Origin of the sequence: Streptomyces sp. NPDC088762 (assembly GCF_044750905.1) — a bacterium.
In the GTDB taxonomy this organism is placed as follows: domain Bacteria; phylum Actinomycetota; class Actinomycetes; order Streptomycetales; family Streptomycetaceae; genus Streptomyces.
On sequence record NZ_JBIVKT010000001.1, the window covers coordinates 279217 to 301202 of the forward strand.

General features: G+C 74.2%; 15 protein-coding genes. 1 reads left to right on the forward strand and 14 read right to left on the reverse strand.

Annotation, left to right across the window (positions count from 1 at the left end; translation table 11 throughout):
- Positions 1-21: 21 nt before the first annotated feature.
- The 13 genes from ACIP5M_RS01305 to ACIP5M_RS01365 all read right to left on the reverse strand — a co-directional run bounded on the left by ACIP5M_RS01305 (position 22) and on the right by ACIP5M_RS01365 (position 18018).
- Positions 22-1347 (reverse strand): VWA domain-containing protein, encoded by a 1326-nt coding sequence (locus ACIP5M_RS01305; RefSeq protein ID WP_401190633.1) that lies wholly within the window; start codon positions 1345-1347, stop codon positions 22-24.
- A 115-nt stretch (positions 1348-1462) separates the two neighbouring features.
- On the reverse strand, positions 1463-3151 hold the full coding sequence (locus tag ACIP5M_RS01310; protein WP_401190635.1) for a protein phosphatase 2C domain-containing protein: 1689 nt from the start codon (positions 3149-3151) through the stop codon (positions 1463-1465).
- 3 nt (positions 3152-3154) lie between these two features.
- Entirely contained in the window at positions 3155-6043 is a 2889-nt protein-coding gene (locus ACIP5M_RS01315) for a tetratricopeptide repeat protein (protein WP_401190637.1), read from the reverse strand.
- Entirely contained in the window at positions 6040-7299 is a 1260-nt protein-coding gene (locus ACIP5M_RS01320; RefSeq protein ID WP_401191821.1) for a hypothetical protein, read from the reverse strand. Before ACIP5M_RS01320 ends, ACIP5M_RS01315 begins: the two co-directional genes overlap by 4 nt.
- Before the next feature lie 86 nt (positions 7300-7385).
- Positions 7386-8375, reverse strand: coding sequence for a glutamate ABC transporter substrate-binding protein (locus tag ACIP5M_RS01325; protein ID WP_401191823.1), 990 nt, complete (start codon positions 8373-8375; stop codon positions 7386-7388).
- 77 nt (positions 8376-8452) lie between these two features.
- Positions 8453-9850 (reverse strand): hypothetical protein, encoded by a 1398-nt coding sequence (locus ACIP5M_RS01330; protein WP_401190639.1) that lies wholly within the window; start codon positions 9848-9850, stop codon positions 8453-8455.
- Between the two features lie 178 nt (positions 9851-10028).
- The gene (locus ACIP5M_RS01335; RefSeq protein WP_401190641.1) at positions 10029-11042 is read right to left on the reverse strand and encodes an N-acetylglucosamine kinase; all 1014 of its coding nucleotides are present in this window, start codon (positions 11040-11042) and stop codon (positions 10029-10031) included.
- A complete protein-coding gene (locus ACIP5M_RS01340) occupies positions 11033-12307 on the reverse strand; it encodes a 6-phospho-beta-glucosidase (RefSeq protein WP_401190643.1) in 1275 nt (424 codons plus the stop codon). The genes ACIP5M_RS01335 and ACIP5M_RS01340 overlap by 10 nt, the downstream gene beginning before the upstream one ends.
- A 5-nt stretch (positions 12308-12312) precedes the next feature.
- Entirely contained in the window at positions 12313-13152 is an 840-nt protein-coding gene (locus tag ACIP5M_RS01345; protein ID WP_401190645.1) for a carbohydrate ABC transporter permease, read from the reverse strand.
- Entirely contained in the window at positions 13149-14090 is a 942-nt protein-coding gene (locus ACIP5M_RS01350; RefSeq protein ID WP_401190647.1) for a carbohydrate ABC transporter permease, read from the reverse strand. The genes ACIP5M_RS01345 and ACIP5M_RS01350 overlap by 4 nt, the downstream gene beginning before the upstream one ends.
- Before the next feature lie 6 nt (positions 14091-14096).
- Positions 14097-15431 carry an ABC transporter substrate-binding protein gene (locus ACIP5M_RS01355; protein WP_401190648.1) on the reverse strand — a complete coding sequence of 445 codons (1335 nt, stop codon included), beginning with the start codon at positions 15429-15431 and terminating at the stop codon, positions 14097-14099.
- Between the two features lie 134 nt (positions 15432-15565).
- Positions 15566-16789 (reverse strand): ROK family protein, encoded by a 1224-nt coding sequence (locus tag ACIP5M_RS01360; protein ID WP_401190650.1) that lies wholly within the window; start codon positions 16787-16789, stop codon positions 15566-15568.
- Positions 16790-16935: 146 nt separating this feature from the next.
- Positions 16936-18018, reverse strand: coding sequence for a mechanosensitive ion channel family protein (locus tag ACIP5M_RS01365; protein WP_401190652.1), 1083 nt, complete (start codon positions 18016-18018; stop codon positions 16936-16938).
- A 262-nt stretch (positions 18019-18280) separates the two neighbouring features.
- On the opposite strand from ACIP5M_RS01365, the gene ACIP5M_RS01370 reads away from it, so the two are divergent.
- Complete coding sequence (locus ACIP5M_RS01370; RefSeq protein WP_328925761.1) at positions 18281-18817, forward strand: HNH endonuclease; 537 nt, start codon at positions 18281-18283, stop codon at positions 18815-18817.
- 153 nt (positions 18818-18970) lie between these two features.
- Here ACIP5M_RS01370 and ACIP5M_RS01375 read toward each other — a convergent pair whose 3' ends face one another.
- Positions 18971-21985 carry a beta-N-acetylglucosaminidase domain-containing protein gene (locus ACIP5M_RS01375; RefSeq protein WP_401190654.1) on the reverse strand — a complete coding sequence of 1005 codons (3015 nt, stop codon included), beginning with the start codon at positions 21983-21985 and terminating at the stop codon, positions 18971-18973.
- Between the last annotated feature and the right edge of the window lies 1 nt (position 21986).

Here is a 21986-nt window from a genome sequence, read left to right on the forward strand (position 1 = left end):
GCGTCATCACGTCAGGTCTTCTCAGGTCTTCTTCACTCGGACGGTCTGTGTCGAACGCGTTTCAAGAGTCATCTCGTCGGCATCGGCAACCTTGGCTTTCAGCCGCACAGTACCCGCCACCGCGTCCACCACATCCACCACCTTCGCCAGCAGTCTGGCAGTGTCGGCGTTCCCGGAGGCACTCGCCAGCTGTACGGCGCGTCCGAGTTTGGCCGTCGCGCCGTCGACGTCGCCCAGTTTGCGTGCTTCCAGGCCCTGCTGGATAGCCTGCGCGAGCTCCGCCTGCCCCGTGTAGTGGGCGACCTGCGGGTTGATGGCGGTGGAGGCGGCGAGGTCGTCCGTCCACACGGCGCGCACCAGCCCCTGGGCGAGCACGGTGGCGGGCTCGCCCGCCGCTCCCGGCAGGACGAGCGAGGCGCGGGCGGCGAGCATCTCCTGGCCCAGGGCCGCACTCGGCACGCGCACGCACACGTGGTACTCGCGGGACTCGTCGCCCCACGAGCCGGTCGGATAGTCGCCGGCGCGCGGGCCTGCCTCGGTGCGGCGCCCGGTCAGGTCCTGGACGGCCGGCGCGACCTGCTTGACGTACTGGATCTCCACGCCCACCGGGGTCCACAGGCGCAGCGCGACGTCCGCGACCTCCTTGCCCATGACGTTCTCCATCATGCGCGTGAAGTCCTCGGCGAGGTGGGCCGGGTCGGCCACGATGTCGGCGGAACCGAGCAGCGCGCTCGCGATGCCGGTGACCTCCTTGACCTCCCAGTCGGTGCCCACCCCGCGGGCGTCGCAGGTGAAGCGGCCGGCGCAGGCGTCGAGGGTGGCGCGCAGCACGGCCGGCTCCTCGTGCTCGTTGCGGCCGTCGGTGAGCAGGATGCCGTGCCGGATGGTGGCGGAGGACTGGCGCAGCAGTCCGTCGGCCAGGCGCAGCCAGGTGCCGATGGCGGTGCCGCCGCCCGAGCTGAGGCCGCGCAGCGCCTCCTTGGCCTGCGACCGGGTGACCGGGTCGGCGACGGCGAGCCGGCCCTGGCCCGGGTAGACCTCCTTGGCGACGTGCGTACCGGCGACCACGGCGAAGGCGGTGCCGTCGCGCAGGGTGTCGACGGCCGCGGCCGTGGCCTCGCGGGCGCCGCGCATCTTGTCCGGCGGGTACTCCATGGAACCGGAGCAGTCCACCATGATCACGACGGCCGCCGAGCCCTGGGCGGCCGGGGCGCGGGTGGCGGTGGCACCACCGCTGGAGGTGACCGTGACGATGGCGTGGACGTCCTGCCCGCCCTGGGGGAGGAACTCGTTCTGGTACACCTCCACGCTGAAGCGCGGGGCGCTCGGCTTGGCGAAGTTCGCCATCGGCTGGACTCCTAGGGTCCTAGAGGGCTTGAGCGGCGGGCGGACGGACGGGCTGACGGACGGGCTGACGGTCGGACCTGTCGAGGGCGGGGCGACCGGGCGGACCGGGGGCGGGTCAGGCTTGGTTCGGGGCGTCCGCTTCCGCTTCCGGTTGCGGCGGGGCCTGCGGCTCCGGGACCGCGGCGAACGGCACCACGGCCACGGTCACGTTGTCGTGGCCGCCGCCGTCGAGGGCGTGGCCGACCAGGACCTGGGCGCTGTGCAGGGGCCGGGCGGCGGCGTCCGAGGGCAGTACCTGGGCCATCTCCCGCGCCGATTCCGCGTAGTTCCACAGGCCGTCGGTGCAGACCACGACCACCCCGGGGTGGTCCGGCTTGAAGACCGCGGTGTGCGGTTCGAGTTCGTACGCGTCGGCCCCGAGCCAGCCGGTGATGGCGTGGGCGCGGGCATCGGCGTAGGCCTCGGCCTCGCCCATCAGGCCGGCCGCGACCATCTGGGCGGCCCAGGAGTCGTCCTCGGTGAGGCGGCGGGGCAGGGCGGCGCGGTCGTCCGGGACCCAGTACGCGCGGCTGTCGCCCACCCAGCCGATGGTCAGCAGACCGCCGCTGACGACGGCTCCGACCAGGGTGCACGCGGGAGCGTTCTGCGCGCCGGCGATCTCCGGGGCCAGCGCGTTGACGGCGGCGGCCGCGGCCAGGATCGCCTCGTGCATGGCCTCCTGCGGGTGGGCGCCGCGCGGGAGCGCCTCGAGCAGGGCCTCGTTGGCGGCGCCGGCCGCGGCGGCCGAGGCCTCGTCGGGGCGGCTGGCGGAGGAGACGCCGTCGCAGACGATGGCGACGGTGGCGGCGGAGCCGTCCGGCAGGGCCGTGGCCGCGACCGCGAACGAGTCCTCGTTGCGGTGGTGGCGCAGCCCGCGGTCGCTGACGGCGGCGACGCTCCCGAGCTCCTCCTCCTGGTGGTCCCGCTCCCGGGGCTGGGCGTGCCCGCAGTGCTCGCAGTACCCGTCGGTGTCGACGTTGCCGGCCCGGCAGGCCACGCAGGTCCGGCCGGCGCCGCCCTGCGGGGCTTCGGCGGCGGCCTCCTGGCCGCCCTCGGGCGCGGTGCCGCCGTCCGCCAGGTCCCACGCGGTCCCCTCGGGGGAAGTCGCCGGGCCGCCGGGCAGGTCGTAGCGGGCGGCCGGCCCGTCGGCCGGGTCCTGCGGGGCGGTGCCGTACGGGGTCCCGTACGGGGATTCGCCGCCCGGGCTCCACGGGGTGCCTTCGGGGGGCGTGCCGGCGCTCCCGGCGAGGTCGTGCCGGGCCTCGGGCTCGTCCACCGCGGCCTGGGGGGCCGTGCCGTACGGGGCCGTCCCGTACCGGGCTTCGTACGGAGGCTCGTACGGGCTCTCGTACGGGGTCTCGTGCCCGCGGCCGGCGTCCCCCGGGGCGTCGTCCCCGCGCCGGGGGGCCCCGTCGGGGCCCGGCTCAGGCGGAGGAGTGGCCCAGTCGGCCGGGTCGCCGACCAGGGTCGGCGCCGCCGCGGCCACACTGCCCCACCCGGGGGCCGGCTCGGTGGCGCCGTAGGGGCCGGAGGGGGCCGGGGCCCCGTAGCCGCCCGAGGAGGTACCCGTATCCGCTTCCGCTTCCGCTTCCTGTCCGGCGGCGGCGCCGCGCGGCGGCGCCGTGGGCAGCGGGATGGTCGGGTGGTCCGTGGCGGCAGCCGGGGGAGGGGCGGTGACGGCGTGGCCGCAGACGCCGCAGAAACGGTCACCCTCCTCCAGGGGTTCCGCGCAGCTGGGGCAGCCCGACAGCCGATGCATCGACATCACTCACACCCACGTCCGGGGACGGAAACGGTTTGCCCGCTCCACCAGTTCGATCCTCTCCTCGCCCCGCTGCGCCAGCCGTGCGAGCACGCGGTACGAGCGCTCCAGTCCGAAGCGCAGGCCCCGCTCGTCCAGTTGACTGCCGAGCAGCGAGGTCCGGCCGGGGTCGGAACCCCGGCTACCCGACAGTACCCAGTCGAGGGCCGAGCCCAGAACCTCCGTCGCCAGCCTCTCGTGACGCTCGGGGTCCAGGCCCGACCGCCGCAGGGCCTCCACCTGCTCGGCGGCGGCCACCAGATCGGCGAGCAGCGGCTCGTGCGGGGAGCGGTCGCGCAGACGTGCGCGTACGGCCGCCACCCGCGCGGCGGTGTAGTGGATGGACGCCTCCGGCACGGACTCCAGCGTGCGCACGGCCTCGCCCCGCTCGCCCGCGGCCAGCTGGACCCGGGCCAGCCCGAACGCGGCGCTCACGAAGCCGGGGTCGGTGGCCCAGACGAGGCGGTAGTACTCGGCGGCGTTGTCCAGCTGGCCCAGGACCTCCGCGCACAGCCCGAGGGCCAGCTTGGGCGCGGGCTCGCCCGGGAAGGCGTCGTAGATCGCGTCGAAGGACAGGGCGGCGATCTCGTTCTCGCCGGTGGCCAGCGAGGCGATGCCGCGGGCCCACACCACCCGCCAGTCGTCCGGGTGCCGGGCCTCCAGCTCCGCCAGGGCGTGGCAGGCCGCGGCCGTTTCGCCCAGCTCCAGCCGGGCCCGCAGCTCGCGCAGCCGCAGCTCGGCCGATTCGGCCGGCGCCGAGCCGAGGGCCCCCAGCAGGTCGCCGGGAGCGGTGGCCAGCAGACCGGCCAGGAAACCGGCGTTCGGGTCGGCCGGGTCCACGAGCGGCACGGGCAGGGCCAGGGAGGTGTCCCGGGGGTCGAGCGTGGTCGCCGCCGCGGGCGCCGACGGGGATGCGGGGCCTGCGCCCGCCCCCCTGACCGGAGCCGCTGCCGGAGCCTGCCGGGGCGCGGGTACCGGGGCCCCCGCCACATGCGTGGCGGTGCTCCCGAGCCCGGGCACCGCGGTGCCCGCGGCCGGGTACCCGGGTACGGGCGGCGGGGTCCCGGGCGGAACGGGCGTGCCGCCGGGCGGCGTGCCGCCGGGCGGCGTGCCGCCCACGGCGCCCGCGCCCGCCGGTGCGGCGAGGCCGGGCAACGGCGGACCGGCCGGCAGGCCCGGCGGCGTGGCCGCCGGGCGGGGGCCGACGCCACGGCCACGGCCGGAGCCGGAGCCGGAGTCGGAGCCGCGCAGCCCGAACCGCCCGCCCAGCAGGGAAGCGACCGGGCCGCCCCGCCCGGAGGCCACGACCCGCTCGCCGAGCCGGGACACCGTCGTCCCCGCCACGTCGGCGAACAGGCGGTTGTCGGGGACGCGCAGTTCCGGGCCGAAAAGGGTGGACAGCTGCGGCCGCGGCCGGCCCGTCTGGAGGGCGACCACCTCCCGCAGCACGCCCGTCAGCTGGTCCGCCATCTCCTGCGCGGACGCGAACCGCCGCCCGGGGTCCGGGTCGGTGGCCCGGACGAGCAGCCGGTAGAAGGACTCGTACCGCCGGAACACCTCGATGTGCTCCGGATCCGGCAGCGAGTCCACGAACACGTTCGTGTAGCCCTGGAAGTCGAAGGTGAGCACCGCCAGGGTGCGCGCCACCGTGTACAGGTCGGAGGCGACCGAGGGGCCCAGCTCCGCGACCTCGGGCGCCTGGTAGCCCACCGTGCCGTAGATGGCCGACTCCTCGTCGTCCATCCGCCGCACCGCGCCCATGTCGATCAGCTTCAGCTGGTCCTGCTGCTGGATCGCGTTGTCGACCTTGAAGTCGCAGTACAGCAGGTTCCTGCTGTGCAGGTGGCCGAGCGCCTCCAGCGCCTCGATCCCGTACGCGCACGCCTGCTCCACCGGCAGCGGATCACGCCGGCCGTCGGGCCGGCGCCGCTCGTTCGCGATCTCCTTCAGCGATTTGCCGCCCACGTACTCCATGACGATGTACCCGTCCAGCGAACCCGTCCGCTGGTCCAGGTGCTCCACGAAGTTGTAGATCCGCACGATGTTGGAGTGCTCGATCTCCGCGAGGAACCGCCGCTCCGATATCGCGGCCTCCATGGCGTCCTGGTCGCCGGTGTCCAGCAGGCCCTTGAGCACCACCCACCGGTCCGAGACCGCGCGGTCCACCGCCAGGTACACCCAGCCGAGCCCGCCGTGCGCGAGGCAGCCCGCGACCTCGTACTGGCCGTGCACCACATCGCCCGCGTTCAGCTTGGGCACGAAGGAGTACGGGTGCCCGCACTTGGTGCAGAACCCTTCCGTCCGCCCGGGCCGCTCACCCCGGGCCCGGCCCACCGGAGCCCCGCAGTCCGAACGCGAGCAGAACCGCTTGCGCTCCGGTACCTCCGGGTTCTCCAGGACCGCCGCCGACGGGTCCGGACGCGGCACTTCCGGCACGGTGACCAGCCCGGCCCCCAGCCGCCCGCGCCCCGAGGACGAGGCCGCCGAGCCCGAACTGCGCACCGACACCGACCGGGTGGACGCCGGACCCGACAGCGAGCGCGACAGCCGGCCCGACACGGAGCGCCGAGACCCCGACGAGCGGGACGAACGCGAGGACCGCGCCGAGGCCGAGGACCGCGCGGAGCCGTGTGAACCCTGCGACCCCGCCGACCCCCGCGACCCGCCCGACCCCAGGGATCCGCCGCGCGCCGCGCTGGTCATCCCCGTCGGCGGCGACACCAGCTCCTCGGCACCCGCCGAGACCGCGCCGACCGGCGCCAGCCCGCAGGTGTCGCAGTACAGCTCGCCGCCGCCCATGTCCTCGTACGTCCCCGGGCAGCCCGGGCGAACGCACGCGGTTCCGATCAGACTCATGCGTCCTCCTTTCCAGGCGTTCCCGCGCCACTTCCCGTGCCCTGCAACGACTCCGCCGCCGCCTGCTGGTAGCGCAGCACGGCCTGTTCCGCGGCCCGCAGGTCGCAGGGCGCGCTCCACAGCATCCGCCGCGCCGCGTCGTACCGCTCGATCAGCAGCGGGTCCTCGGCCAGCCCGTGCCGGGCCACCTTCGCCTTGTACGCGTCCAGCCGCCCGCGCAGCTCGGCCCGGACCGCCAGTGGCGCCGTCACCGCCGTCAACGACTCGCGGGCCCTGCGCAGTTCCTCCTCGGCCCGCTCCTCCAGCGATTCCAGCAGCGGGGAGAGCCGGTGCCAGCGGGACTGGCGCCGGTGCTCGGCCGCCGCCGCCAGCTGCTCCTGCAACACCGTCGGGGGACCGCTCACCGCGGGCACCTCCGACGCGGCGATCTTCGCCAGCACCTCGCCGCGCGCCGTCCGCGCCTCCGCCAGGGTCCGGTCGGCCCGCGAGAGCACGTCCCGCAGGGCGATCAGCCGCTGCTCGGCGTCCTGCCGTACGTCCAGCACCGCCTCGACCTCACGCCGTACGTCCTCCAGCGCGAGCGCCGCCCGGTCGTAGCGCGCGGTGTCCGGACGGCCCCCGCCCGGCGCCGAACTCCCCGCCGCCGGCAGCCAGAACGCCAGTGGGTCGGCGATCACCTGCGCCCGCAGCTCCGCCAGCTCGGCGGTGATGGCCTCCAGGTCGTCGCCCGAGGGGTGCTCACCCGGCCGCACCCCCACCGAGTGGGCCAGCGAGCGCGTGCGGTGCAGCTCGGCGGCGAGCAGGTCGATCCGGGCCGGCAGCGCCGACCACACCGCGTCGGCGGCGACCACCACGTCCAGCGAGCTCGCGTACAGCCCGTTCATCCGGGCCACCAGCTCGGCCAGGGAGAGCCGCTCGGCCAGCGCGGCGCCCTCCACGGCCGCCCCGGCGATCAGCACACCGGGCCCGCGCAGCCGCTCGGTCAGCTCGGCCAGGTCCTCACGGCTGGGCCAGCGGCGCCGGTCCCGGATCTCCCGGGCGGCGGCCAGGGCCCCGCTGTAGGCGTCGAAGTACCTCCACAGCCGGGTGATGTCGGCTTCGGCCGCCGCCCACCGCTCCTTGGTGACCCCGGTCAGCCCGGCGCCCTCCAGCAGCCGGCGCCCGGCGTGGTCCTGGAGGGCCAGCAGCGAGGTCTCGACGGCCTCGTGCTCCGCGCCCAGCCGGGCCAGGGCGCGGTCGACGCCGTCCCGGTCCATCACTGCCGACTGCGCCCCCGGCGACCCTGGCTCCACCGACTGTGCCTCCGCTTCCGATTCTGTCTCCGCACCGGAACCCACCGGCCTCAGCCGTCCCGGTACTTGGGCGGAGGCGGCGCGGTCACGCCGGGCAGCACGGGCTGCAGGTGCTTGAGGTACGACTTCATCCACGGGCTGTCGTTGCCGCCCGCGCGGTAGCCCTCCAGCACCTTGTTGACCCGGCGTACCAGGTCGGCGGAGTCCTTGTTCATCGCCACGCCGTAGAACTCGCGGGTGAACGGCGAGCCGACCAGCTGCACCGAGGGGTCCTGCGCGGCCTGGCCGGCGGCGAGGGCGTTGTCGGTGATGATGCCGTCCACCTCGCCCAGCTGCAGACGGACCAGGCAGTCCAGCTGGTTGGGCACGGTGACCGGCACCGAGTCGTAGGACTGGGCCTTCAGCGTGGCCTCCGCCGTCGAACCGGCGGCGAAGCAGATCCGCTTGTCCTTCAGCGAGGTGTCGTAGCCGGTGATCGGTGAGCCCTTGGGCGCCAGCACCTGCTGCCCGGCCTCGAAGTAGGCCGTCGAGAAGGCGACGTCCTCCAGCCGCTTGCAGTTGATGGTCATGGTCCGCACGACGATGTCGACGCGGCCCTCCTTGAGCGCCGGAACGCGCTGGCTGGTGGGGATGGCACGGTAGATCACCGCGTTCGGATCGCCCAGGATGTCCTGCGCGATGGCCTTCACCAGGTCGATGTCGAAGCCGTCGAGGCGGCCGCCGTCGGACTGGTTGCGGTACCCCCAGCGGAAGCTGTTCTGGTCCACGCCCGCGACGAGCTTGCCCGCCGCCTTGATCCGCGCGATCGACGCCCCGTCCAGCCCCGATGGGCGCAGGCTGGCCTCCGGGTCCTGGCAGGTGTCGGCCGGGGCCGCCGGGGCCGCCACCATCGAGGCCGGCTCGCGGACCGTGACCGGGCGGCCGGCATCCGGAGTCGCCCGGGCCAGCGGCACCAGCACTGCCGCGGCCGTCACCGCGCAGGCGGCGGCCATCGCGCTCACCCCGCCCCAGCCGCGCAGCCGCCGCGTCAGGCGTCCCACGCCGGACACTCCGGCCTCCTTCCCGTTCCCGTCCCCATGACCTTCGGAGGCTCGCACCGACCGTATCCGCATCGCTCTCACCTGTACTCCGAAAGCCTGCGCCCGATGCCGAGCAGCGCCGCCGCCGCGCCGACGACCGCGAGGGCCGCCGCACCCGTCACCAGACCGGTCAGCGCCCCGAGCCCGTCCCGGGCGGCCCGGGTGAACTGCTGCTGCTCGTGGGCCACGGCCTGCTCCAGCGAGGCGTCCACCGTGTCGAAGGCCGCCCCGCTGCTGTCCTTGTGGTCCTTGTCGCCGACGACCTGGGGCAGTGCGGCCTCGTAGTCGCCCTTCAAGTCCGCCTCCCGGGCCGCCGTGTGGCGCTGCTTCCACTGCCGCACGCCCTCCGAGGCGCGGGTCACGGGCGTCCGTCCGGCCGCGTCGTCGGCCAGCCGCAGCGCGGTCGCCAGCCCGGAGTCGAGCACCTTCATGTTGTTCGTGAAGTCCACGTCGTACTTGTCGGACTTCCCGTCCCCGGCCAGGACGGCGCCCCGCGCGACCAGCGTCAGGTTCTCACCCGCCCGCGCCTGGAGCGAGGCGATCCGCGCGTCGTTGAGCACCTTCAGGGACTCCTGCCCGTTCGCCCGGGCCTCACTCAGCGAGGACCGTGCCACGGTGTGGCCCACGGCCAGCCACAGCAGGACCACGACGGACGCGGCCGTCGCGGCCAGCAGCCCGTGGTTGAAGACCCGGTTCGTACGACGGTAGTTGCGCCGCTGCGCCCACACCAGGGCGGCGAGCGCGAAAAGGCCCGCGGCGAGCGAGGCCAGCGGCCAGGACCGGGCGTCGTCGTAGTCGGTGTAGAGCCGGCCGGTCTCCGCCTCGTACAGCCGCTGCGCGGCGGGCAGCAGCTGGGTGGTCATCTGCTCGTTGGCGTACCGGAGATAGGCGCCGCCCAGCGGCAGACCCTGCCGGTTGGCGGCCCGTGCCTGCTCTATCAGCCCGGTGTAGCGCGGCAGCTGCTCGCTCAGCAGGGTGATCTGCTCGCGGGAGTCCTTGTTGCCTCCGGTGTTGGCGGCGGCGCTCACCAGCAGCCTGGAGGCGTTGGCGATGTCCTTCTCGTACCGCTGGCGCACCTCGCGCGGCTCCTGGGCGCCCAGCAGGAATCCGCTGGAGGAGGTCGTGTCGGCGTCCGCGAGGGAGCGGTAGATGCTGGCCGCGTCGGCGCTCAGCGGCTGGCTGCGGCCCACGACGTCCTCGGCCGCGGTGGACCGGCCGGAGATCTCCCCCACGCTGACCGCGCCGAACAGCACGATCAGAGCGGCCAGGGCAGCTCCGATGATCCGCAGCCGGCCGGGCTCGGTCGTCGCCGCCTCGCGCAGCCGCTCCACGCCCTCCGCCCAGGCGGTGACCCGCCTCGGCGGCGCCGCCGGCGGCGCCGGGGGCGGTACGGAGACACCGCCCTCCGGCGCGGGCGCGCGTGATGTGATGGCCACCGTGACCTCCCCCTCGGTCTCATGCTCCGCAGCAGTATGGCCGTAGCGACGGTCGGCCACACCACCCGGTGCCCGATCTCGGGTGATCCACCTCCGGCCGCCGCCCCCGCCGCCCCTTCAACGTCAATACGTCCGCACGGCGCCCACGGTTCCAGACCGACCGCATTCCGGCCCGGGTTCACCCGAATTGGTGGGCGGGGACGTGCCCGAAATGGGCACGGACCTTCTCGCGGGCCCGGACCGGGGCGCCGAGCGCGTCGAGGCCCAGCAGCGCCGCACCCAGCACCGGCGGGGCCGTCACCACCGTCACCCGGGCGTACGGGGCCCGTTCGGCCAGCAGTTCCTCGACGCGCCCGTTGAGCTGCGGATGCCGGGCCGCCAGCACGCTGCCCCCCAGCACCACCGGGACCTCCTCGGCCAGCAGGTCCAGGCGGCGCAGCGCCACCGTCGCCATGGTCGCGATCTCCTCCGCCTGCCGGTGCACCAGGGACAGCGCCACCGGGTCCCCGGCCGCCGCCACCGCGAACAGCACCGGGGTCAGCTCGTGCCGTCGGGCGCCCGGGATCCGCTCCAGGTGCAGGGCCTCGATCAGCGCGTACACCGAGCCGAGGCCGAAGTGCGCGGGCAGGGCCCGGGCCAGCTCCGTCGCCCCGCCCCGCCCGTCCTCGGCGCGGGCCGCGAACCACAGGGCCTCCTCGGCCAGTCCGCCCCCGCCGCCCCAGTCGCCGGAGATCCGGCCGATCGAGGGGAAGCGGGCGGTCCGGCCGTCCGGGGACACCCCCACGCAGTTGATGCCCGCTCCGCACACCACCGCCACACCACGCGCCTCGGCGTCCGCGGGGAGCCCGGCCCGCAGCAGGGCGAAGGTGTCGTTGTGCACCGCCGTGGCGCGGCCCCAGCCCCGGCGCTTGATCTCGCGCGCCAGCTTCCACTCCTCCACCGGGAAGTCGGCGTTCGCCAGACAGGCCGACACGTGCTCGGCGACGGGCCGGCCGGGCCCGCCGCCGTCCAGGCCCACGGAGGCCATCGCCTCCGCGATCACGTCGACGGCGGCGGCCACGCCCGTGCGGGAGGGCTGGAAACCCCCGGCCCGTCCGGTGCACATCACCGAGCCGTCCGGTGCGACGAGCGACACGTCCGTCTTGCTGTTGCCCGCGTCGATCGCCAGTACGGGACAGAGCGTCAGGCCCACGGCAGGTGCTCCTTGTTGTGTGCGAGCAGCCGGTCCGTCAGCCCCTCGGCGAGGTCGAACTGGCCCACGAGGGGGTGGGCCAGCAGCGCCCTGAAGACCCGTTCCCGGCCGCCGCGCAGCGCCGCGTCCAGGGCGAGGTCCTCGTACGCCGTCACGTGCGAGATCAGCCCGGCGTACAGCGGGTCCAGCCGGGGCACCGCGAGCGGCACCGGGCCGCCGGCGCCGCCGATGCGGGCCTGGACCTCGACGACCGCGTCGTCCGGGAGGAAGGGCAGGGTGCCGTTGTTGTACGTGTTGACCACCTGCACCGCCGGGCCGCCGCTGCCGTCGCCCAGCAGCGAGGCGGCCAGGTCCACGGCCGCCTCGGAGTAGAAGGCCCCGCCCCGCTTCGCCAGCAGCGCCGGCTTCTCGTCCAGCGCGGGGTCCCCGTACAGGGCGAGCAGCTCCCGCTCCATCGCGGCGACCTCGGCGGCCCGCGAGGGCTTGGTCGCGAGCTCCCGGACGACCTCGTCGTGGGAGTAGAAGTAGCGCAGGTAGTACGAGGGCACGACCCTGAGCCGGTCCAGCACCTCGCGCGGCAGCCGCAGGTCCGCCGCGACGGCCTCCCCGTGCGCGGCGAGCAGGCCCGGCAGCAGGTCCTCGCCGTCCGGGCCGCCCCGGCGCACGCCCAGCTCCCAGGTGAGGTGGTTGAGCCCCACGTGGTCCAGGTGGATGTCGGCCGGCGCCAGGCCGAGCAGGGCGGCGAACTTCCGCTGGAGGCCGATGGCCACGTTGCAAAGGCCCACCGCCTTGTGCCCGGCCTGGAGCAGGGCCCGGGTGACGATGCCGACCGGGTTGGTGAAGTCGATGATCCACGCCTGAGGGCTGGTCCGGCGGACCCGCTCGGCGATGTCGAGGACCACGGGGACCGTGCGCAGCGCCTTGGCGAGGCCGCCCGCGCCCGTGGTCTCCTGTCCGACGCAGCCGCACTCCAGCGGCCAGGTCTCGTCCCGGAGCCTGGCCGCCTGCCCGCCGACGCGCAGCTGGAGCAGGACGGCGTCGGCGCCGTCGACGCCCGCGTCGAGGTCGGAGGTGGTGGTGACCAGCCCCGGGTGCCCCTGCCGGGCGAAGATCCGCCGGGCCAGGCCGCCGATCAGCTCGAGCCGCTCGGTGGCCGGGTCGATCAGCACCAGTTCGCTGACGGGGAGGGTGTCGCGCAGCCGCGCGAAGCCGTCGATCAGCTCGGGGGTGTAGGTGGAACCGCCGCCCACCACTGCGAGTTTCATCGTTGTCAGCCTTTCACGCCGCTCAGGGTGACTCCCTCGACGAACGCCTTCTGGGCGAAGAAGAAGAGGACGATCACCGGGGCCATGACCAGGACGGTCGCGGCCATGGTCAGGTTCCAGTTGGTGTGGTGCGCCCCCTTGAAGGACTCCAGCCCGTAACTGAGGGTCCAGGCCGCGGGATTGTCGGAGGCGTAGATCTGCGGGCCGAAGTAGTCGTTCCACGCGGTGAAGAACTGGAACAGCGCGGCGGCGGCGATCCCGGGTTTCGCCATCGGCAGCACCACCCGCAGCAGGGTGCGCAGTTCGCCGCAGCCGTCGACGCGGGCCGCGTCCAGGTACTCGGCCGGGATCGTCAGCAGGAACTGGCGGAGCAGGAAGATGGTGAAGGCGTCGCCGAACGCCATCGGGATGATCAGCGGCCACAGGGTGCCGGACAGGTCGAGCTGCTTGGCCCAGAAGAGGTACATGGGCATGACCACCACCTGCGGCGGCAGCATCATCATGGCGATCACCAGCAGCAGGGACAGCCGCCGCCCGCGGAAGCGGAACGTGGCGAGCGCGTAGGCGACGGGCACCGAGGAGACCACGGTCAGCAGGGTGCCCAGCCCGGCGTACAGCAGGGTGTTGCGCCACCAGGTCAGGAAGCCGGGCGTGTGCCACACCCGGGCGTAGTTGCCCCACTCCCAGGTGTCCGGCCACAGGTCGCGGGTCAGCGCCTGCCGGTCGCCCATCAGGGAGGTGAGGACGAGGAAGACGAAGGGCAGGACGAAGAACAGGGCGGCGGCCACGCCCAGGGAGTGCACCCCGATCCAGTGCAGTACGGCCCTGCGGCCGCGCGTACTCACTCCGCTGCTCCGATCAGTCCGCCACGGCGGCGCATCAGCAGCGCGGTGCAGGCCATGGAGAGGGCGAACAGGACGAGCGCCACGACGCACGCGGTGCCGTAGTCGAAGCGCTGGAACCCGAGGTTGTAGACGAGCTGCGGCAGGGTCAGCGTGGACTTGTCGGGGTAGCCGGGTTCGAACTGCTGGCCCGAGCCGCCGATCACCCCGCTCGCCACCTTTCCGGCCACGAGCGGCTGGGTGTAGTACTGCATGGCCTGGATGACCCCGGTGACCACGGCGAACATGATGATCGGGGAGATGTTCGGCAGCGTGATGTGGCGCAGGCGCGCCCAGGCGCCGGCGCCGTCCAGCTCGGCGGCCTCGTACTGCTCCTTCGGTACGTCGAGCAGCGCGGCCATGAAGATGACCATGAGGTCGCCCACCCCCCACAGGGCGAGGGCGGTCAGCGCGGGCTTGGACCAGCCGGCGTCGGTGAACCAGCCGGGAGTGGGCAGCCCTACGGAGCCCAGCAGGCTGTCGACGGGTCCGGTGCCCGGGTTGAGCAGGAAGACGAAGGCCAGGGTCGCGGCGACCGGCGGGGCGAGGTAGGGCAGGTAGAACAGGGTCCGGAAGACCCCGGCCGCCGTCTTGATCCGGGTGATGAGCAGGCCGACGCCGAAGCCGAACACGACCCGGCAGCTGACCATCACCAGCACCAGCCACAGGGTGTTGCGCATCGCCGGCCAGAACAGCGGATAGTCCGTGAAGACGTAGGCCCAGTTGTCCGCGCCGTTGAAGGCGGGCTGCCGGAAGCCGTCGTACTTGGTGAAGGAGAAGGAGAGGGTGGACAGCAGGGGGTAGGCGAAGAAGACCGCGAACCCGATCAGCCAGGGCGACATGAAGGCCGCGGTCCGCAGGGCGGACCGGCGGCGCTTCGCCCGCAGTGTGTGAGTGGTCATCCGGCGCTACTTGGCCTTCGCGATGTCCGTGTCGATCTGCTGGTCGGTCTTGGCGAGACCGGCCGGTATGTCGGCGACGTCGCCCTTCTCGACCGCGTACGCGAAGTCCTCGAAGGTCAGCTGGTACGTGCCGCCGTCGGCCTGGGCCGGAGTGGTGCCGGACTTGGGGTGGCGGGCGATGTCGATGAAGGTCTTGAACTCCGGGGTCACCCGCAGGTCCGGCGACTCCAGTGCGGCCAGGGTGGAGGGCACGTTGTGGATGGCGTTGGCGAAGGCCACGACCGCCTCGGTGTCGGTGGTCATGTACTTCACCAGTTCCCAGGCCGCGTTCTGCTTCCTGCTGCCGGAGGCGATGCCCATGATCGTGCCCGAGAGGTATCCCTTGCCGTAGTCGGCGGCCCGGTCGTCGGGAACGGGCAGCGGCGCGGTGCCGATCTCGAACTTCACGCCGGCCTCCGCGGCCATGGCGGGCCGCCACTCGCCGTCGATCTGCATCGCGACCAGACCCAGGTGGAAGGGGTGCTCGGCGCTCCACTCGTCACCGAAGGTGTTGCGGAACTTCTCCAGCTTCTCGTAGCCGCCGAGCTTGGCGACCAGGTCCTTCTGCGCGGTCAGCATCTTCGCGAAGCCCGGGTCCCCGGCCAGGTTGGACTTGCCGTCGGCGCCGAAGTACGTGGCGCCCCACTGCGCGGCGAGCCGCGTCGGCTTGGTCTCGTAGCCGTGGAAGGTGGGCATCAGGCCGAGCTGCTCGTACGAATCCCCGCTGGGCTTGGTCAGTTTCTGCGCGACCTCGACGAAGCGGCTCCAGGTCTTCGGGGGCTCGGTGATGCCGGCGGCCTCGAAGGCGGTCTTGTTGTAGACGAGGCCGTACGCGTCATTCAGCAGCGGCAGCGTGCACTGGTTGCCCTCGAACTGCGTGTACTCCAGCAGGGTCTTGGGGAAGACCTTCGTCTTGTCGATGCCGGACGCGCGGAGGAAGGGGTTCAGGTCGGCGAAGGCCTTGGAGTTGCAGAAGGTGCCGACGCTGTCCGTGGTGAAGGAGGAGACCACGTCGGGGGCCTTGTCCCCGCCCGCGCGCAACGCCTGTTTGATCTTGTCGTCGGTCATGTTCCCGGTGACGTCGACCTTGATGTTCGGATGCGCCTTCTCGAACCGCGCGATGTTCTCCTCGATCGCCTTCGTCTCGCCCGGCGCGGACCAGCCGTGCCAGAAGTTGAGGGTGACGTCCGCTTTCGGATCGTCGGATGCCGTGCCGGCGCCCTGGCCCGTACACGCGGTGGCGAGTACGGAGAGGGCGGCCAGGGCGGCGGCCGTGGCGGTCAGGCGTGCGGTTCTGGGCATGGCGGGGCTCGCTCTCTGCGTGAGGAACTTCCGTGGGGGGGCCAGTGGATGCGCGCGGTGGGGCGTGAGGCGGGGGACGTGGAGACGTGGGGCGTGGGGGGCTGGGGCTGACGGTTTCGACGGGCGGTCCCCGGTCAGCGGGAGGTGTCGAACACCTCGTCGCGCGTGGCGGCGAGCGCGCTTTCCAGGGCGCCGTGCAGCACGGGCCGCTCCTGGACCCCGCCGGACACCAGGCGGGGCCGGGAGGGGGCCAGTTCGGCGAGTTCGGACTCGAGCAGGCCGCGCAGCGGCTCCCCGCCCGCGGCGATCACGGCCCCGGAGAGCACCACGATCTCCGGGTCCAGTACGGCGACCAGCGAGGCGAGACCGGTGGCGAGCAGGGTCGCGTACGACTGCAGGAAACGCAGGTGCGCTCCCTCGGGCGCGGCCGCGGCCCGCATGAGCAGGGCGACGGCGGCGGTGACCTCCGGGCTGTACGCGCCCTCGGCGGCCGCGGCCGGCGCGGGCGGCGCCTCGACGCCCAGCTCCGCGGCCAGGCCGGGAACCACCTGGGCGCCGGCCAGCTCCTGGTAGCCGCCGGTGTTGGCCCGGGTCACCTGCCGGACCAAGGGGTGCCCCGGCACGGGCAGGAAGCCCACCTCGCCGGCGCCGCCGGTCCAGCCGCGGTGCAGTCGGCCGCCGAGCACCAGGGCTGCGCCGAGGCCCTCCTCGTTCCACAGCAGGACGAAGTCCTCGTGGCCGCGCGCGGCGCCGAGGCGCTGCTCGGCGACGGCGGCGAGGTTGACGTCGTTCTCGTACTCGACCGGCATCGGCAGGGCCGCCGCCAGCTCTTCGAGGAGGGTGGGGGAGTGCCATCCGGGGAGGTGGCTGGCGTAGCGCAGCCGGCCCGTCTGCGGGTCGAAGGCGCCCGGGGTGGCGATGACCACCCGGTGCAGATCGGAGTGGTGGAGCCCGGCCGCCTTGACCGCGCCGCCGAGGGCCTCGGTGACCTGCTGGACGGCCTCGGTGCCCTCGGCGTACGGGACCTCGTGCGTACCGAGCACCGTGCCGGTGAGGTCGGCGACGGCCGCCAGGACGCGCCCGGGGGTGACGTCGAGCCCGCCGACGTGGGCAGCCCGGGGGTTGACCGCGTACAGCTGCGCGCTGGGGCCGGGGCGCCCGCCGTCGGTGCCGGTGGCCACGACGAGTCCGGCCGCCTCCAGCCGGGCCAGCAGCTGGGAGGCGGTGGGCTTGGAGAGCCCGGTCAGGTGGCCGATCCGGGTCCGGGACAAGGGGCCGTGGGTCAGCAGGAGTTCGAGCGCGGCCCGGTCGTTCATGGCACGCAGGAGGCTGGGCGTTCCGGGGGTTGCGGCGGGCATGGCGCGGTCTCTCCCTCACGGAGGCGGACGTCGGGGGTCCTGGGGAAGGGCAACTGTTAGGTAAGTTTCCTATCGCCGTTCGGGCCGTGTCAATGGCACTGCCCCGCAGGATGTGACCTGCGGGGCAGTGGGTGGCGGGGAGGGGATTACTTGGTGATCCGGGGGCCGGCCGGGGGCGGGATCGGGGTGGTGGCCAGCGACTGCGGGGAGGCCGGGTTCGACAGCGCGGACGGCGGGGCGACCGCGGCCGCCGGGTCCGCCGGGGTCTCCTCCTCATCGGCCGGTGCCGGGGCCCCGCCGATGATCCGGATGCCCGCGGCGTCGAAGGCCTCCTTGATCCGCCAGCGCAGCTCCCGCTCCACCGCGAACTGCTGGCCCGGCATCGTCTTCGCCGACACCTTCACCGTCATCGAGGCGAGCAGCACCTCGTCCAGGCCCAGCACCTCCACCGGGCCCCACAGGCGCTCGTCCCACGGGGTCTCCTTCGCCAGGGTGTCGGCCACCTTCTGGACCACCTCGCGGATCCGTGCCAGGTCCTCGGACGGCTTGACCTGCACGGCCACACCCGCCGTCGCCCAACCCTGGCTGAGGTTGCCGATCCGCTTGATCTCGCCGTTGCGCACGTACCAGATCTCGCCGTTGTCCCCGCGGAGCTTGGTCACCCGCAGGCCGACCTCTATGACCTCGCCCGAGGCCACGCCCGCGTCGATCTTGTCACCGACGCCGTACTGGTCCTCCATGATCATGAACACGCCGGACAGGAAGTCCGTCACCAGGTTCCGGGCACCGAAACCGATCGCCACACCGGCCACACCGGCACTCGCCAGCAGCGGTGCAAGATCGATCTTCAGCGCGGCCAGCACCATCAGCGCGGCCGTGCCGAGGATCAGGAACGAGGCGACCGAACGCAGGACCGAACCGATCGCCTCGGAACGCTGGCGGCGCCGCTCGGCGTTGACGAGGAGCCCGCCGAGCGCGGTGCCCTCGACCGCCTCGGCGCTGGTGTTCATCCGGTTTATGAGCTTGGTCAGCGCCTTGCGGACCACCGAGCGGAGGGCTGCGGCGATCACGACGATCAGGAGGATGCGCAGGCCGATGCTCAGCCAGGTGGCCCAGTTCTCCTCGATGAAGCTCGCGGCCTCGGTGACGCTCGCCTGTGCCTCTTTCACCGAGGGGGGCGCGTCGGGTACGTCGGCTGCGAGCGGCAGCAGAACGGCGGGCCAGGGCACGACAGGAACCTCCCGGTTTAGCGGTCTGCGCGCGGAACGGATGATGCGGGCAGACCAACCACACTAACGGGGCATTCCCTTCACCCCGGCGCGGTGTTCGAGGGAGAGACCAGGCTCACCCGGGGATGTAGGGGAGTGTGGTTGAAAACACCCCGGGCCCGTTACGGGCTCTTGGTGGCGCTTCCACCAGCCGTAAGGGGAGACTGGAGAGCAGATCGTCCCGGCGCGAGCCACGCGCCGCCGGCGTACAAGGAGGCAGTCCGTGCCGCACGTCCTGGTCCTCAACGCGTCGTACGAGCCCCTCGGCGTCGTACCGCTCCGCCGCGCGCTCGTCCTCGTCCTGGAGAACAAAGCGGTCTCCCTGGAGGAATCCGGCGCCTATCTGCACAGCGCGACGAGAGCCGTCCCCGCGCCCAGCGTGGTCCGGCTCAAGCGCTTCGTGCGGGTCCCCTACCGGGGGCCCGTTCCGCTCACCCGGCGCGCTCTGTTCGCGCGGGACGGCGGCCGCTGCATGTACTGCGGCGCCGTCGCCACCAGCGTCGACCACGTCATTCCGCGCAGCCGGGGAGGGCAGCACGCGTGGGACAACGTGGTGGCCGCCTGCCGCCGGTGCAACCACGTCAAGGCCGACCGCCACCTGCTGGAGCTGGGCTGGCGCCTGCGTCACCAGCCGGCTCCGCCGTCCGGGCTAGCGTGGCGGATCATCGGGACGGGGCACCGGGATCCGCGCTGGATGCCGTACCTCCAGCCGTACGGGGCCGAGGACGCGCTGGACCGGATCGGCGTCGCGGCCTCCTGACCTCCCGGTCGGGGGTCCTGCCCGAGTGCACGCGCGGCGCCGTTTCCCGGGGCTCCGCCCCGGACCCCGCTCCTCAAACGCCGGAGGGGCTGGATGTGTCCCGGGCGGAGCCCGGTTTAGGGAAGGGGCGGGGTGGGGGAGTGGCCCGCAGGGTTACGGGCCCGTCACCGCGTAGGCCTCCGCCGACCAGAGGGAGCAGCCGTAGCGGGTTGCCCGGGTGTCGCAGGTCACGCGGATGAAGCGAGTGTCCGGGGCATCCAGCCGGAGGGACTCGTGGCCGCCGCGGGACGACGGGACCGTGGCGGCCGGGTGCCAGGTCACTCCGTCCGCGGAGGTCTGGACCCGGTACGCCGAGGGATGGGCCTCCTGCCAGTGCAGTTCCAGGCGGCCGAGCCGGGCCGGGGCCGGGAGTTCCGCCTGCCACCACGCGCCGTCCACCGGCGGGGAGGACCAGCGGGTGGCCGGGGAGCCGTCCGTGGCCGCCGAGGCCGGGAAGCCGGGGGTCTCGTCCGCAGAGGAGCTCGCCCGCGCGGTGCGCAGCAGGTCGGGGCCGCCGGTGCGCGGGACCGCCCGGACGGTCAGCGTGCGGGACTCGCCGTTGAAGGACACCGGGATCTCGTAGCTGCCCGGCGGCGTCGCCGGTGCGACCACCACCTCGAACGGGACCGACACCCGCCCGCCGCGCGGGACCACGGCCCGGTCCGGGAGGCGGACCTCTATGCCCGCCGGCGGCCGCGCCGACAGCGGGCCCCGGACCTCGCCGGGGCCGAGCGCGTACAGCTCCGCCGAGACCCGCTGCGGGGCGCCGCCGATCTCCGCGTCGGCCCGGCCCCCGTCGGCCAGCTCGAAGCGGGCCTGCGGGCCGTCCCCCAGCCAGGGGACCACCTGGTGCACCGCGGGCGCGGCACCGGCCCCCGCCCACGACAGCCGCACGGCGTCGGCCCGCAGTCCCGCCGTGTCCACCTGCGTCCAGCCCGAGGCGGCCGCCTCGGCGACCTTGCGCCAGCCCTCGCCCGGTACGTGGGCCTCCACCGCGGCGCCCCGCGTGCCCGCCGGGAGCGGATCCGTCATCACCGTCACCGCCGCCACCGGTCGCTCCCCGTCGAGCCGTACCGTCCAGGCGCCCGCGTCCTTGGTCACCGTGCCCGTCCGGCGGGCGGCCCCGGTCCAGGCGTCCGCCTCCGCCGCCGCCTGCTTCAGGAACGGCTCCAGGACGGCCTGGTCCACCCGGGCGGTCGCCGGCTCCGCCAGTGCCTGCCGGGCGCGCGCCAGCTCCCGGGACGCCTGCCAGGCCGCGGCCCCGTCCCCGCGGGCCTGGGCCTGGAGCACGTCGACCGCAAGCTCGCCCGCCGTTCCGTACCGCGACAGCCGCTCCAGCCACGGCCCCGCCTCGCCCGCCAGGGCCGGCAGCCGGGCCGGCGCCTCGCGCAGCACGGTGAAGGCCCGGCGCAGCTCCGCCCCCGCCGCCGGATCACCCGCGGCCCGGGCCTTCCAGAACCGCTCGACCAGCGGCCCCAGGTACGCGGACTCCTGCTGCTTGAGCCCCGACGCGGCGGTGTTCCCGGCCAGCGCCGCCACCGCCTCCCGCGTGCGCGGATCGCGGCCCGCCAGCTCCCGCACCGCCGCCGCCCACGATTCCCCGGCCCGGTAGTCGCCCGGGTTCCACGCGAAGTCCGCCGCCGTGAACAGCGGGATGCGCGACAGGGTGCCCTGGGGCATCGCGTTGGCCAGCAGCGCTGCCGAGCCGCCCGCCACCGCCGGTTCGCGGCCCACGTACGGGCCGAGGAAGATCCGGCCCGGGTCCCAGTCGTTCACCGGGTAGTTGTCCATGGTGACCAGCGGGTGGCCCAGCGCGGAGCGGGCCCCGGACAGTTCCTTGCCGGTGATCGTGCGCGGCACCACCCCGACGCCCGTCCAGGCCACCTCCACCCGCCCGTCCAACGCGCCCGCCAGGGCCGTCCGGTAGGCGGTGGCGCCCTCCTGGTAGAACTCCGTCGGCAGCAGCGACAGCGCCGCCGTCCCCGGGTGCCGTGCGGCCAGGTGCGCCGCCAGCTCGCCCGCGACCTCCGCGTGCGCCTTCGCGGCCGCCGCCGGGCCCTTCCCGAACCGCTCCCGGTCCGCCCTGCAGCCCCATTCGGTGTAGCTGACGTCCTGGAACTGCACCTGGAAGGCCCGGAATCCCAGCTCCCACATCGCGTCCATCTTGTGCGCGAGCGCCGCCCGGTCGGCCGCCGAGGACAGGCACATCGACTGTCCGGGGGTCACCGCCCAGCCCAGTACCACCCGGTTGGCGCGGGCCCGTTCGGCCAGCGCGCGGAACTCCTCCTGCCGCTCCCCGGGGTACTCCTCGCGCCAGCGCGTCGTCCGGTACGGGTCGTCACCGGGCGCGAGCAGCAGCCGGTTCTGCTTGGTGCGGCCCATGAAGTCCAGCTGCGCGAGGCGCTGTTCCCCGGTCCACGGCTGCCCGTAGAAACCCTCGACGATTCCGCGTACGGGCGCGGCCGGCCAGTCCCGCACCTGCACCCCCGGCACCTTCCCCGGACTCGCCTCGAGGAGCTGGCGCAGCGTCTGCGCCGCGTGGAACAGCCCGTCCTCGCCGACCCCGGCCAGCGCCACCGTGTCCCGGCTGCCGGGCCGGCCCACGGCCAGCCGGTAGCCGCCGTCCGGCAGGTCGCCGGGCTCCGCCGCGCCCAGTGCGCGCAGCGCCTCCTGCGCGTCCGGGCCCTGGAGCCGTACGAGGGTGCCGCGCTCCGGCAGTGGCTGCCCGGGGGGCCGCTCGTGCAGGGTCCGTACGCCCGCCCCGCGCAGGGCGTCCCGCACCACCTGGACGGCGTACGGGTCGGCGGCCGGCGGGACGACGAGCACGGCCTCCGCCGCCAGGGTGACCTCGCGGGCCGGATCGGCGGCCATCGAGCGCGGCCGCGGCCACACGGCCGGGCCCTCGGCCGCGGTGCGCGGGAAGTCGGCTCCGGGGTCGGGCACGGGGCCGGGGGCGGGGCCGGTGCCGGGTGCCGGACCCTGGCCCGGGCCTCCCGGGCCGCCCGGTGCGGAGGGGGCGGAGGGTGCGGCGAGGGCCCCGGGAGGCGCGGCGGCCACGGCGCCGCCGAGCAGCGTCCCGATCACCGCGATGGCGGCGGCCGTCGCCCGTTTCCTGCCCCTGAGCTGCACA

Coding starts and splice junctions, on each gene's coding strand:
- ACIP5M_RS01355 (WP_401190648.1), bottom strand. CDS start 15,431: ATGCCCAGAACCGCACGCCTGACCGCCACGGCCGCCGCCCTGGCCGCC.
- ACIP5M_RS01315 (WP_401190637.1), bottom strand. CDS start 6,043: ATGAGTCTGATCGGAACCGCGTGCGTTCGCCCGGGCTGCCCGGGGACG.
- ACIP5M_RS01350 (WP_401190647.1), bottom strand. CDS start 14,090: ATGACCACTCACACACTGCGGGCGAAGCGCCGCCGGTCCGCCCTGCGG.
- ACIP5M_RS01360 (WP_401190650.1), bottom strand. CDS start 16,789: ATGCCCGCCGCAACCCCCGGAACGCCCAGCCTCCTGCGTGCCATGAAC.
- ACIP5M_RS01320 (WP_401191821.1), bottom strand. CDS start 7,299: ATGGACCGGGACGGCGTCGACCGCGCCCTGGCCCGGCTGGGCGCGGAG.
- ACIP5M_RS01310 (WP_401190635.1), bottom strand. CDS start 3,151: ATGTCGATGCATCGGCTGTCGGGCTGCCCCAGCTGCGCGGAACCCCTG.
- ACIP5M_RS01340 (WP_401190643.1), bottom strand. CDS start 12,307: ATGAAACTCGCAGTGGTGGGCGGCGGTTCCACCTACACCCCCGAGCTG.
- ACIP5M_RS01305 (WP_401190633.1), bottom strand. CDS start 1,347: ATGGCGAACTTCGCCAAGCCGAGCGCCCCGCGCTTCAGCGTGGAGGTG.